Origin of the sequence: Methanobrevibacter sp. 87.7 (assembly GCF_002208625.1) — an archaeon.
Lineage (GTDB): Archaea > Methanobacteriota > Methanobacteria > Methanobacteriales > Methanobacteriaceae > Methanarmilla.
Map to the genome: position 1 here is coordinate 1 of NZ_MRCT01000033.1, position 13,363 is coordinate 13,363.

Here is a 13,363-nt window from a genome sequence, read left to right on the forward strand (position 1 = left end):
AAATTTAATAATATAAAATATTTTAACAAAAATTAAAAACCATAAATAAAAATAAAAAAAACACTAAAAACAGAAAAAAACACTATAATAAAAAAAATAATACAAAAAATAGATAAAATTAAACTAAAAAAATGAAAAAAATAGAAAAAAATAAAAGAAAAATATCTAATTAGATACTTGACCATCAGCTTGAAGATTTGCCATAAGTTTTTCAGCTGCTGGTGAAAGTTGTGCAATAACATCAGTAACTTCTTGTAAACTTTTCAAAGTTTTATCTAAACTATCTTTTAATTCTTCTTTTTGAGAATCGACAGTTTTTTTAGCTTCTTCAACGTTTTGTTTTACAGCAATACCTGAACCAATACTCATAACAACATTTGATGTATCTTTAATTTCAGCTTTCATAAAAGCTCCTGCACCAACAGGAACTAATGATTCAACTGAGTCTTTACCTTGTAAATCTTCAATTGTTTTTTTCAAAACATCAAGCTCTGCCATAGAAGTTTGAAGAGCTTGTACTTGATTTTGTAAAGCTTCAGCTTGATTTTTATAAGCATTAAGTTGACTAATCATTTGTTGTAATTTTTGCTGATCATCCATATATAACACCTTTAAGTTTATATAAGACTTTTAACTATTGGATCAATTACTTCATCAGCACTGATTTCTTTTATTTCATCAATTGAAATTTGATTTCTATTAATTCCATGTTTACTTCCAAATAAGGAGTAAATTTTTTCATAAATTTGTTCTTCATTAAATGATTTAAGTTCCTTAGTAAATACTTGGACATCTGAACCCATAACGAATTTACCTTTAACTCTGTAAATTTTAGTTTGCATTATAATCCCTCATTTTGATATAATTAGAATGAATCTAAAAATCCTAAAGATTCTTCTATTCTAGCCATTTCTGGACCAGTGGTATCTTCACCAACAATAACTCCATTAGAATTAGATATAGAACATGCTCCAACAAGAGCAATTCCTCTGTTTACAGTACCTATATTACCTTCTACACCAAATACATCTTGGGCTAAGTTAATATCTTCTGGAGATGAATCTTTATGTATAAGAAATCCTTTGTTTGTAACAGCTAAAGAAGATCCTACAATATCATAACCTGCAATTTGTGCTTTAACAATATCAACACCTAAAGCATCTTCAGCAACACTAACTGCTTTATCAGAAACTTCAGGACTAATAATAGCACCATTATCATTTGCAGCAAGAATATTACCTACAGCTGTACATTTATCTGGTAATGGAACAATATTTTCAATACCTTCTTCTTTTAATTTAGCTAATTCCCTATCATATATTTGAGGGGAAACTACAAAACCATTAGAATTTCCAACCATTAAAGCTCCAGCTAAGTTAGAACCTGCAATTGAACATTTAATTACATTAACATCTAAAGCTTCTTCTAATATTTCAAGTTTAGAATCTAATAAATTAGGAGGTACAATTGCTACATCATTTGTTACAGTTATATATACACCTAAATTTGGATTTCCTGTAAGATTAATTCTTTTTAACATTTTATTTTACCTTATCAAATAGATAATGAAAAATAATAAAAATAAAGATTTAATTTAGATATCTATTCAGCAAGAACTGCTTCAACATATCTTTCATCGTCTTCTTCTACAAGTGTAGCTTTAACTTTAACTTTAGAAGGGATTTTTTGAATTCCTCTTTCCCAAATTTTTTCATTAATAGAAGAATCGATAACTACATCTTCAACTTTCATATGTTTCATTAAAAAGTTTCTAACTTCTCTAATAGCCCTAGGAGCCCTAATTGTCCTTTTAACGTTTTTAACGTTACGAAGAGGTATAGTATAAACTCTTTCTAAATCTTCTGCCATATTAAACACCACTATAATTTAAGATTATTTCTTCTCCAATGTCTAGGCTTAGGTCTGTATTGTAATTTACGATTAGTTTTAGCATAAGCCCAAATAGGAATTCTTCTGTTTTGTTTGTTTGCTTTAGCCATTCTTAATTTTTTAGCTAATGGTTTATTTCTACTCATTTTCTCACCATATATATAATTATTATTTATTACTAAGGGATATGGATAAAACCCTTAAATTTTATATCTAAAGTTTCAAATAAAATCCTATACTTTATCATTTTTATATCCAACTACATTAGTTTGATAGTGTTCTGGAAAGATTTCACTTGAATTTCCTCCAAGTTCATCTATTAAAATTCTAATTTCTACTTCAAAATCAGAACTGTTATCTTTATTACTTCTTTCTTTTTTAACTTCAAAAAGAGAAGAAACTAATAATTTAATAGTTTTATATCCAAAACTGTCTAAATTAATGTATTGAACATTTTTTCTATCTTCTAAACTTTGAATTTGATCACGATTAAGTTTAGGAGTTTTATCATCCCTACGAGTTCCATCAGCAACGACTGGATACTCTGAAGCAGCTGCTTCAACAACTTGTTTATGGATATATTTAATTCCATCATTAGGAAATCCATCTTCCATAATCATTTCAACACCTTTATTTAAAATCTCTTTGTCAAGATTTAAAACACGATGTTTAATACCAAGAGCTTTAGCAGATTTCTGCGCAGGAATAAATGAATCATAGACTCCAAAATTTGCAGTACATACTTCTACATCAAAGCCTAATCTTTTAAGAATTACGGCCATGAGAGAACTATCTTTTCCACCACTATATAACACACAAGCTTTCATAAAAATTACTCTATTTCCTAGTTATGTGAATTTCTCTTTTTTGACCAGATAATTGTTTTAAAAGAACTTTTAATTGTTCATCAGTAATTTTTCCTCTTAAACTTCCAGCTTGAGCAGATTGGATTAATTGAATTTCAATTCTTTGAACTAAATCAGGTTTAGTTAATTTAAGATTGGCTAATCTGCTTCGAGCTTCAGGAGTCATAATCTGTTTCATCGCTTGATTAAGTTGAGCTTGTAATTCTTGTTGTTGTTGAGCTTGCTGCATTTGTTGTTGTTGCTGTTGAACTTGTTGATTTGCAGCCATAGCTTGTTGTTTTTGTAATTGCTCTAATTTTTTACGACGAATATCATCTAATTCACTCATATACAAATCTCCATATCTTTTTTAATAAAATAAATTTAATATTTTTCAAGTCCTGGGATATCTTTAATTAATTCAGTTGAGGTTTTATCTAAGAAAGATTGACCTTCAGGAGTTACAACCCTTCCACCGTCAACTTTTTCAACGAAACCTGCATCTTCTAATTGATGAAGAGCTCCTCTAACGATAGAACCACTACCTGGTCTAAAAGCTTCTGGAGATACTCCACGGTCTTTTTTACCACCGTACATATTCCTTAAACTTCTAACACCTACAGGACCAGTTATATATACTTTTCTTAAAATAGCAGCACATCTAACATACCACCAGTCAGCATTTGTTGGTTTCCTTTCTTTGTGAACACCAGTTTTTACGAGATTAGTCCATGCTGGTGATTGTATTTTATCATTGTTATTTTTAAATTCTTCTGCAAGATGACTAATTAAAACATCTGCAGGTACATCATATACAGTACTCATATTAATTCTCCATATATTTCAATATTTTTAAATACAATATTTTAATAGATAAATTCTTAATATGATCCTCAAATTAAACTTAAATTCAGCATAAAAAAGCCAATGATAAGTTTGTAACTCAAAATGAGTATTAAGACTTTTTCTTGTAAATAATTGCAACATGACCTCTAACATCTATTAAATTAGATTTTGTCTTACTAACAATGTTGCTTATATAATCATCTTTATTTTTTGCTATAGATTTAGCAAATTTAAGCCTAACAATTTCATTTGATTTTAATTGGCGTTTAATCTCTTCAATAACATTATCATTAACACCAGATTTACCAATATTAATTGTTAAAGCTGAAGAAGCTTGATTCATTATTTCTTTTTTTGTTAATGTATGAGTCAATTTTAGCTCTCCTTTTAGATTTTTTCTCCTTTAAATAAGGAATTTTAATAATATGGCCACACTCTTCACATTTAATATTAACTTTACTGTTAATTAGCCGGACGGAACAGTTTTGACCAGGATAAAGGAACTTATGACATTTTTTACAATATCTTCTATTCCATTTTTCAGGAATTTTAATATTATATTTAGTAGAAATCTTCAATGCTAACTCAACATAGCGATTAGATCTTTCTTGATGAGAGAAAAATTCCTCTTCAGCTAAGTTAAATAGAATATTAATTCTTTCATTAGCTATATCTAGAATCCACTTAGGCCTGTTTCCTCTACTCACTATATCCCTCTTGATATGATATATAAATTCTTGTAGAATATGAACTTTCTGGAATAATATAATAAATATATAAAAAATAAATAAAATTCTAAAAGATATTATTATCATAATACAAAAAGAATATATTAAAATCAGTATGTTTTTTATATATAAAAAACTTTACTAAATAGAAGAAATATTATTCATTAAAAAATTCCAATTTAATATATGTTTTTTATTAATATAAATGTTACCTTATATAGTATATTTTTAGAAAAAGAATTTTTGAAAAAATTAAATAAAAAATTTTAGAATAAAAAAAATAAATAGCTAATAAATTATTAATGATTTAAAATCCAATCCATAAAATTAATAGAACCAACTGGAGAAGCTTCTCCACCATTAATAATATCAATTAGTTTATCAACTATTTCATCAATACTTAGATTTGTAACATCAATTTCATATGTATTATCTGGATGATATTCATATGACTCTGCACCACAAACATCTAAAGCTTCTGATTCAAGATTTTCATAAATTTTAGAATCTTTATAATTTCTTTTACTCAATCTATCTTTTAAGACATTTGGATGAACTCTTAAAATAATTACTTTACTTGGATTAGAACAAAAATGTGTTAAATGTCCTTCAAATATAAGAATTTTAGATTTACTTGTTTTCTCATTTAAAAATAAATCTCTTTCTTTATTAAAATTTTTATCAAGTAAATCAAGATCTATTTCTTTATAATCTTTTTTATTATCGAAACCTAAAACAAGATTATTATCATAATCAACTAAATCATTAACATGAATAAGTTTTACATAATTTTCAAGATTTAACTTATTATATAATGCTTGAGAAACAGTTGTTTTACCAGTACATGGAGTTCCACTAATAAAAATTGTTAAACAACTCATAAAATCACATTAAATTTGATTTTATAATAAAAAATATTTAAGAATTATTTCTTAAGAATAACTCTTAAAATATCTTCATCTTCAAGTACATGGTCAGGTCCTACTTTTTGACCAGGGAATTTAACAGAAGTTCCCCAAACTTTAGCATGCCTAAAGTTTCTAACAAATTCCCTATGTAATTTACCACATGCTTCAATTACTGTAGTTCCTTTTTTAATAATCAATGGATCATTCATATCAGCATGTCTTCCTTGAGGTTTAAGATAAACTCTAATAAGACCTAATTCATTAAAGATAGTCTCTTTAAGATATTCCATATTCATTTTTTTATCTGCAGAAATTGGTATAAACTCAGGCATTGTTTCTCTTAATTGATTTAAATAATTTTCATCAACTAAATCTGTTTTATTCATGAGAATTATCATTGGAACATAAGATTTATTTCCATCTAAAACATCAATAAATTGATCCATATCAATATCTTCTCTAAATAAAACACTAGCATTATGAATATTATACTCATTTAAAATGGATCTTATTGTAGGTTCATCAAGTTTAGTTAAAGGAATAGTAGAAGATACTTTAACTCCACCCCTACCTGTTTTTTTAACCTTTACATCAGGTTTATGTTGATTTGGTCTTACACCAATATCATGAAGTTCATGTAAAATAATTTTTAAATGTTGTGGATTTAATACATCAAGTACAACAATAATTAAATCAGCATCTCTTGCAACAGATAAAATTTCTTTACCTCTACCTTTACCTCCAGATGCACCTGTAATAATTCCTGGAACATCAAAAATTTGAATTTGAGCATTATTATACTCCATAATTCCTGGAATAATATCTAAAGTTGTAAATTGATAAGCCCCAACTTTACTTTCTGCATTAGTTAATTCATTAAGCAAAGTAGATTTACCTACAGATGGAAAACCAACAAGTACAGCAGTAGCATCTCCAGATTTTTTAACATAAAATCCTTGACCTTTATTTCCAGAACTACTTCTTTTGATTTCCTCTTCTTTAAGTCTTGCAATTTTAGCTTTTAATTTACCTATATGGTGAGAAGTAGCTTTGTTATACTGAGTATTATGAATTTCATCCTCAATAGCTTTAATTTTTTCCTCAATACCACTCATAACTACACCGTAAAAATAATAATTATAATTAAATAAAATAATAAGCAAATTACTTTTTTTTAAAAAATATATGGATTTAAAATAAGTAAAAAGAATTAAATCCTAAATAAAAAAATAATTCACCATAATAAATATAATAATAATATTTTCTATTTCTGAATATATAAAACTTATATATTAAACTATAATTTTTAAAATTTTTATTATATAAATTATTTTATAAAAAAAATAATTAATCTAATTTTATAAAAAAATTCAAGAAAAAAATATTAAAATTAAATAATTTTACTTAAGAAAAAAATAGCTAAAAAAATATGAAAACCAAAAAAACAACAAAAAATAGATAAAAAACAAGAAGAAAAATAGCTAAAAAAATAAAATAAAAAGTTAAGATTTAGAAAACCTTAACTTCTTGACATATTTGACTCAGAACTAGAGCCGCCAGATGTTAGATTTATAGCAGCAGTATTTGAACCACTACCTCCACCAGCAACAGTGTTATTAAAGTTTACTCTCCACAAGGATACTCCATTTTCCATATGAACTTGAGTAAATATATCTTGTCCATTACCTCCAAAGAGATATAATCTAGTAAACATTGAATTAGTTAATTCATTATTAAATACAACTGCGGAATAAGTATTATTGTATCCGAGTACATATAAAGTATAATTACCTTCTTCACATCCTTTAATAGATTCGTTTTTAACAAGATAGTTATCTTCAACAACAAATAATTTACTAGCCATTAATGGGTTATAATCTGAACCATTTATATTTGCAGTAGTATTGTTATTAGTGAATTTAGTTTCAACATGAGCAGTAGTGGTATTATTTTCTTTACCTCTTGAAATAACTGCAGTAATATTTAATCCATTATCATTAAGTACTGAAACTTCACCAGTTTGACCTGGCATAATTTTAGTCTCATTAGTAGATGGATAATATGTGTAACTATCTGGAGTACTGTTATCAAATTTCCAATTACCGAAATATGTCCACCAACCTGCTTTTTGTAACATATCTGAACTTGCAACAAATATTACTGGTCTTGGATTATCTGGGTGAGTGTATGATAATATTTTATCTGCATCAGTAGAAGATACATGATATTGACCAGTTAATGTGTTTTTAGCATCTGATTTAGATTGTGGTAATATTTTATTAAGTATTTCAACAGAAGTACCATTATTATTATGAGTATACTTACTCAATACTTCATTAGTTGGATCATAACCAGATGTTCCAAGCATTCTAAAGATACCAGCAGATAAATCTAAATTATCTGTCGTCATCGCTTCTCCCATCCAGTAGGCCCTACCTTCTGTACCTTGCATACCACCATCAAACATTGCTTGTCTGTCAGAAGCAATTTCAAATAAGTAACCGAAATCCCACCAAGATGCCATTACAGTATTGTTTGGTTCATTTGATTTAACCCAATCCATTGCATTCCACATTGCATCACTAGTACCAGGAACAACTGAATTAGATGTTTGGTAAGCACAAGCTACTGTTGGTGATACAATTGCTAAGAATATACAGAATATTGCAAGATATTTTTTATATGGAATATCTTTATAGACAAGTGGCTTTTTAGTATCATATAATACTGATGCAATAATTGCAACAACAACAATAAATATAATACCTGCTGGCCTATTTATTTGTGCTGCAATTGGATAACCTGCAAGGATTGCTGCAATAATAATAATAGCAACAAGTCTTTTATCATCAATTCTTTTAGATTTAATATAGTCAGCAGCATATCCAACAAATATACCAGTAAGTAAACCAAATGGTAAAATTAATAAAGTAATAAACCTAGTACCTTGAGTTACAGCAGCACATGCAGAGATTACCCATACAATAAATAAAGTTAAGTAAAGTAAATTCTCTCTTCTTGATTTAATAATTTCATCATTTGAACCAAAGTCAGCAATATCTTTAAGTGAGAATGAAAATCTTTTTTTCTCAGATTTAATAGAAGTTGATTCTCTTAATGCTTTAGGTAATTTACCAGAAGATGTTCTTTTAACACCTGTTTTCCTTAATTTCATAAATCTAGAAATGTATGTGTAAAGTACAACTAATGCAGCAAAAAAACATACAATTCCACCAATACCATTTATAACAGCACCAGTATTTGCTAAGAATACACCAGTAACTCCACCAGCAGTTAAAGCAGGAACTTGAAGCTCTGCAACAGATATCATTACATTAGGGAATCCACTAGCAGATCCAGTAGCTTGAAGTGCAAATCCACCCATAATATTATTGAAGATTCCAAGAACCCCAGCACCATCAACAATTAATAATGCTACAAATAGTAACACTACAAGGCCAATAACGGACAATACTTCTTTTTGAGTGAAAAAACTTTTAATTCTATCAGATAAAGTAATTTTATCATCAGAATTACGTAATGAGAAATAAAGATTAGCAATTAAGTAAACAATTACAAATATAGCTAACATACCAAGGTAAAATATGTAACCATCCCAACATTTAGCAAATAAAGCAATACATACTACTGAAAGAATAGCATACAATGCTTTTAACTTATTATTATCTGTCTTAATACACTCAACAAAGAACAGAACAATAAATAGTGGGAATATGAAAATAAACATATCTGTATCGAAAAATCCTGGGAATGTATGTGAGAAATAATTTGGAGATAATGCAATAAGTAATGATGCAGCAATTGCTCCATAATCATTAGTAATTCTTCTCACAAAAATATATGCAGGAATAACAGCTAAACATGCAATAATTGCTCCAGCCCAGAATGCCACTTCTTTCACATCGTGATGACCAAATACATTGAATAAATCATACAATATAGAAGTAGTAACCCCAATTCCTGGAGTATATGTAGTATTCATACCATTAGGAGAATACCTATGATTATCCCATTGACTATTATTCACCATAGTATCTCCATAGTAACCATGATCAATATAATCCTGAGTCATCCTTAAGTTATAATAAGAATCCATCTCACTAAAGTAAGGAAGACCAGAAGAGTCAACATACTCCCCTTTCATTTCAGAAGGTATACCATTTAAATCAGCTGCAGGTGCTCTTAATGCAAAAACTACAGCAAGGAGTATGAGGATGATTACTACAGACTTAATTATAGTCTTTGTCTTATTATTCATAAAATCCTCTGATTAACTTTCTTTTAAAAAATCATTGTTAAAAATGATATATACATAATTTAAAACATAAATAGAATTTAAATTCATATAATAAACTAAATCAATAATAAAGTTAGAAACTTTATAAGAAAAATTAAGTTAATAAAAAATAATTTAATTATTTTAGTAAGAATATCAATTGAAATTTAAATACTATTCACTAATAATATTAGTTTTAAAGTTTTTAAATATTTGTATTATTAATAATAAATAGAAAAAAATTTAATATGTAAAATTTTAAGTTAAAAAAATAAAATCAAAATAAACATTATATAAAAAAAATAGGATATTATTAAAAAGTTATAATTTAAAAATATAATAAAAAATTTATAATCTATAAGTAAAATTATTTAAAAATTCATTATAATATTTATAAACAGCTTATAAAACAAAAATATGTGAAATTTTCATTATAATATTTATAAACACCATATAAATTATAAGCATAACAAATAAACCAGATAAAAGCACCTAATGGATTAAATATTGTAACTGAAAATAATGCACATATAATTAAAATAACAAATCCTTTTTTAAATTTTCCTAAATACATAAACCCTGTACCAGGAATAAAAAAAGACAATATTAATGCAAGAGTTAAACTTTTATTAGAAACATTTGGAGTATTAGTATCAAATCCACTATGAACATTATTAGTAGTATCAAATTTATTTAAATTAGGATTAGTAGTATTATTAACATCAAATTTAGAATTATTAATATCAAACCCATTATTCAAATTATTATTTATATTAGAATCAGTATCTCCAAAAGAATAATTTATATTATCAAAAGAATTAGTATTTGATAAATCTTGATTTAAAGAACCAACTACTGGAGAACCACATGATGGACAAAATTTTGCACCTGGTTTAAGTTTAGCACCACAATTACCACAAAATTCAGAATTATTCTCATTATTTGATAAATTATCATTAATAGAATTAATACTTGCTTCAGGAATAGGGGTTCCACAATTACCACAAAATTTCCCATTAGTAATTTCTTTACCACAATTAGGACATTTTACCACATTCAACCCTCAAAAAATAAATTTTAATAATATAATTAATATTTTATATATTTAAAGAAATATATAAATTTTAATATAAATAAAAATAAGGATATAAACAGCTTAAATTTTAAAACAATAGAATAAAATTAGAAATTTATAAAATAAAAATATAATAAATTAAATTAAGAAAAAATAGAATATAAAATTTAAATTAAAATAAAAAATGTTTATAGTTTCATAATTAAATTAATAAAAAAAAAAAATAAAATTAATTTTATAAATTTAATAAAACCTGAAATTTAACTAAAAAATTAAAAATCAAGTAATAAAACCTAAAACTTAACAAAAAACTAAAAAAATCAAGTAAATAAATAAAACAAAAAAATTAAATTAATTTTTTGCTTTATCTGATTCTGTAGATTTATTTAAAATTTTTTCTAAATCATCAACAGAACATGTGAATCTACATTTAGGAAATCCTCTACAACCAATAAATTCACCATATCTTCCATTTCGTTTTACTAAATCCTTACCACAATCAGGACATTTTCCAACAATTTCTAATGGTTTTTGTTTTTTAACATTTTCTTTACCACAATTAGGATCAAGACAAGCATGTTGACGTGGTTTTCCAAATGAAATTATAGGAAGTCCACATTTAGGACATTTTTGTTTAAGGAAATTAGCTCCTTTAGGTAAATTATAAATAACTTTACAATCAGGATAATTAGAACATCCAACAAAATGAGCTTTAGTTTTAGGAGAATATCTTTTAATTAAATCTCCACCACATGCACATTTACCTACAATTTGACTTTTCATATATGCAGAATAAAGTTTTGAACCAATCTCATCCTCATTTTTATGAATATCCTTAATAATCTCAACAACTTCTTTATGAGCATTATCTACTACTTCTTCTTTAGTTCTTTTGTTTTCTTGAATTTTTTCAAGATCTTTTTCAAAATTACGAGTTAATTCTTCACTAATAATATCTTTACAATACTCTTGAAGTGTATCAATCATATTTTCCCCTAATTGATTAACTTCAATTTTTTTACCAGATATATATTTTCTATCATAAAGTTTTGCAATAATATCTGCTCTAGTTGCTTTAGTTCCAAGCTCTCTTTTTTCTAATTCTTTAATAAGAGAAGCTTCATTATATCTTGCAGGAGGTTTAGTCTCTTTTTCTTCAGAAGTAATATCCTTAATTCTTACAAGATCTCCTTTTTTAAGATCTGGGAAACTATCTGCTTCAACTTTTTTAAATGGATAATGAGCTAACCATCCCATTTTAGATACACGTTTTCTTTTAAATTCAAATTCTTCTTTTGCAATATTAAGATTAACTTTCATTGTTTCAAGTTCTGAATCTTCAGAAAAAACACTTATAAATCTATAAACAATAAGTTCATAAACTTTTCTTTCATCTTTATCTAATTTTTCTGGAATTACTCCAGTTGGATGTATAGCTGGGTGAGCTGCATCTTTCTTTTTACCTTCCCTTGGTTTTAATTCTTTAGGTAAATCTACAATATGTTTTTTAAATTCTGGATTAGCAGAAAGATGAATTAAAATATTCTTATAATTTAAGGATTTAGGTAATTTTTGTGAAGAAGTACGTGGATAAGAAGTGTATCCTCCAGTATATAAATTTTGAGCAATTGTTTGTGTTTTTTTAGGTGAAAAACCAAATGCAGAATATGCAGCAGATTGTAATCCTCCTAAATTAAAAGGTACTGGTGGTTTTCTAATGGTTTTATTAATTTTAACACTTTTAACAGTAGCATCAGAACCTTTACAATTCTTATAAATATTTTCTGCTCTTTTTTTATCAAAGATTTTACCTTCAACATGATCTGCAACTATTTCATCATTAATAACTGCTTTAATTAACCAATATGGTTCTGGTACAAATTTTTTAATCTGTTTTTCTCTATCTACTAATATAGATAATGTTGGAGTTTGAACACGTCCTGCAGATAATTTTAAATATCTGTGTTTAGATTTTCTAACTGCCTGCATTAATGTTTTAGATATATTTACACCAAAGTAAAAATCAAGAATATGTCTTGCAATACCACTTTCTGCTTGAGGAACATCAAGATCTATTCTATTATTATATGCATCTAAAATATCTGTTTTAGTTAATGTGGAAAATTTCATACGAGAAACATTTTTTAAATCTTTTTTACCACAAGCATATTTTAATGCATTATATCCAATTAAAGTACCTTCAATATCAAAATCGCATGCATGTATATAACTATCAACATTTTTAGAAAATTTTTTGATAAGATTTACATAATCACGAGTATACTTTTTAGTTTTATCTATTTCGTACAAAGGAGCCCACTCTAAATCAAAATACAAATTATCTCTTGAATTTTTAGGAGTTAATGAATATAAATGACCAACAGCAGATACAACAGTTATATGTTTATCTCCTTCATCAATTTCCCAATAATTAGCTTTTTTATTATATTTATGTTTTTTAGCATTAGGAGATATAGCATTTGCAATTTTTTCAGCTGCTTTTGGCTTCTCACATATTATTAATTCGTTCATTTTATCACATTATTTACATAATATAAATTTAAAGAAGGATTATAATTAAAATTAAACTAAAAATAAATATTAACTTAATTAAATCCCCCAAATAAAATATAAACCATAATCATAAAAAAATACTAAATTTAGAAAGAAATATTAAATCTAAATTTATTCATTAATTTATCTTAATAATAATATTTGAAATTATATAAAGTTTTTCATTTATATAAAAATTTACAAAATATTTTGTAAAGAAT

General features: G+C 26.1%; 15 protein-coding genes. All 15 read right to left on the minus strand.

The genetic code is table 11. The annotated features are described in order from the left end of the window. Positions 1-165: 165 nt before the first annotated feature. The 15 genes from pfdA to topA all read right to left on the minus strand — a co-directional run bounded on the left by pfdA (position 166) and on the right by topA (position 13,121). Positions 166-600 carry a prefoldin subunit alpha gene (gene pfdA, locus BGI41_RS02700; RefSeq protein WP_088538709.1) on the minus strand — a complete coding sequence of 145 codons (435 nt, stop codon included), beginning with the start codon at positions 598-600 and terminating at the stop codon, positions 166-168. 17 nt (positions 601-617) lie between these two features. Then, positions 618-842: a 50S ribosomal protein L18Ae gene (rpl18a, locus tag BGI41_RS02705; RefSeq protein ID WP_042707691.1), complete on the minus strand. Its 225-nt coding sequence runs from the start codon at positions 840-842 to the stop codon at positions 618-620. A gap of 23 nt (positions 843-865) precedes the next feature. Then, positions 866-1,540, minus strand: coding sequence for a translation initiation factor IF-6 (locus tag BGI41_RS02710; RefSeq protein WP_088538710.1), 675 nt, complete (start codon positions 1,538-1,540; stop codon positions 866-868). A gap of 62 nt (positions 1,541-1,602) precedes the next feature. Continuing rightward, positions 1,603-1,869, minus strand: coding sequence for a 50S ribosomal protein L31e (locus BGI41_RS02715; RefSeq protein ID WP_088538711.1), 267 nt, complete (start codon positions 1,867-1,869; stop codon positions 1,603-1,605). 11 nt (positions 1,870-1,880) lie between these two features. Then, positions 1,881-2,036 (minus strand): 50S ribosomal protein L39e, encoded by a 156-nt coding sequence (locus tag BGI41_RS02720; protein WP_042707688.1) that lies wholly within the window; start codon positions 2,034-2,036, stop codon positions 1,881-1,883. A gap of 87 nt (positions 2,037-2,123) precedes the next feature. Next, positions 2,124-2,717: an asparagine synthase-related protein gene (locus BGI41_RS02725; RefSeq protein WP_088538712.1), complete on the minus strand. Its 594-nt coding sequence runs from the start codon at positions 2,715-2,717 to the stop codon at positions 2,124-2,126. A gap of 10 nt (positions 2,718-2,727) precedes the next feature. Then, the gene (locus BGI41_RS02730; RefSeq protein ID WP_042707686.1) at positions 2,728-3,084 is read right to left on the minus strand and encodes a DNA-binding protein; all 357 of its coding nucleotides are present in this window, start codon (positions 3,082-3,084) and stop codon (positions 2,728-2,730) included. A gap of 35 nt (positions 3,085-3,119) precedes the next feature. Further along, positions 3,120-3,560, minus strand: a complete 441-nt coding sequence (locus tag BGI41_RS02735) for a 30S ribosomal protein S19e (RefSeq protein WP_088538713.1) — start codon at positions 3,558-3,560, stop codon at positions 3,120-3,122. 130 nt (positions 3,561-3,690) lie between these two features. Beyond that, positions 3,691-3,924: a YhbY family RNA-binding protein gene (locus tag BGI41_RS02740; protein ID WP_088538714.1), complete on the minus strand. Its 234-nt coding sequence runs from the start codon at positions 3,922-3,924 to the stop codon at positions 3,691-3,693. Next, positions 3,893-4,288 carry a ribonuclease P protein component 4 gene (locus BGI41_RS02745; protein WP_088538715.1) on the minus strand — a complete coding sequence of 132 codons (396 nt, stop codon included), beginning with the start codon at positions 4,286-4,288 and terminating at the stop codon, positions 3,893-3,895. The genes BGI41_RS02740 and BGI41_RS02745 overlap by 32 nt, the downstream gene beginning before the upstream one ends. Positions 4,289-4,608: 320 nt before the next feature. Next, positions 4,609-5,190, minus strand: a complete 582-nt coding sequence (locus BGI41_RS02750; RefSeq protein WP_088538716.1) for an adenylate kinase family protein — start codon at positions 5,188-5,190, stop codon at positions 4,609-4,611. A gap of 44 nt (positions 5,191-5,234) precedes the next feature. Continuing rightward, positions 5,235-6,332: a GTP-binding protein gene (locus BGI41_RS02755; RefSeq protein ID WP_088538717.1), complete on the minus strand. Its 1,098-nt coding sequence runs from the start codon at positions 6,330-6,332 to the stop codon at positions 5,235-5,237. 404 nt (positions 6,333-6,736) lie between these two features. After that, a complete protein-coding gene (locus BGI41_RS02760) occupies positions 6,737-9,496 on the minus strand; it encodes an STT3 domain-containing protein (protein ID WP_088538718.1) in 2,760 nt (919 codons plus the stop codon). Between the two features lie 409 nt (positions 9,497-9,905). Further along, positions 9,906-10,568 (minus strand): zinc ribbon domain-containing protein, encoded by a 663-nt coding sequence (locus BGI41_RS02765; protein ID WP_158211961.1) that lies wholly within the window; start codon positions 10,566-10,568, stop codon positions 9,906-9,908. Positions 10,569-10,940: 372 nt separating this feature from the next. Beyond that, positions 10,941-13,121, minus strand: coding sequence for a DNA topoisomerase I (gene topA / locus BGI41_RS02770; RefSeq protein WP_088538720.1), 2,181 nt, complete (start codon positions 13,119-13,121; stop codon positions 10,941-10,943). Positions 13,122-13,363: the final 242 nt, after the last annotated feature.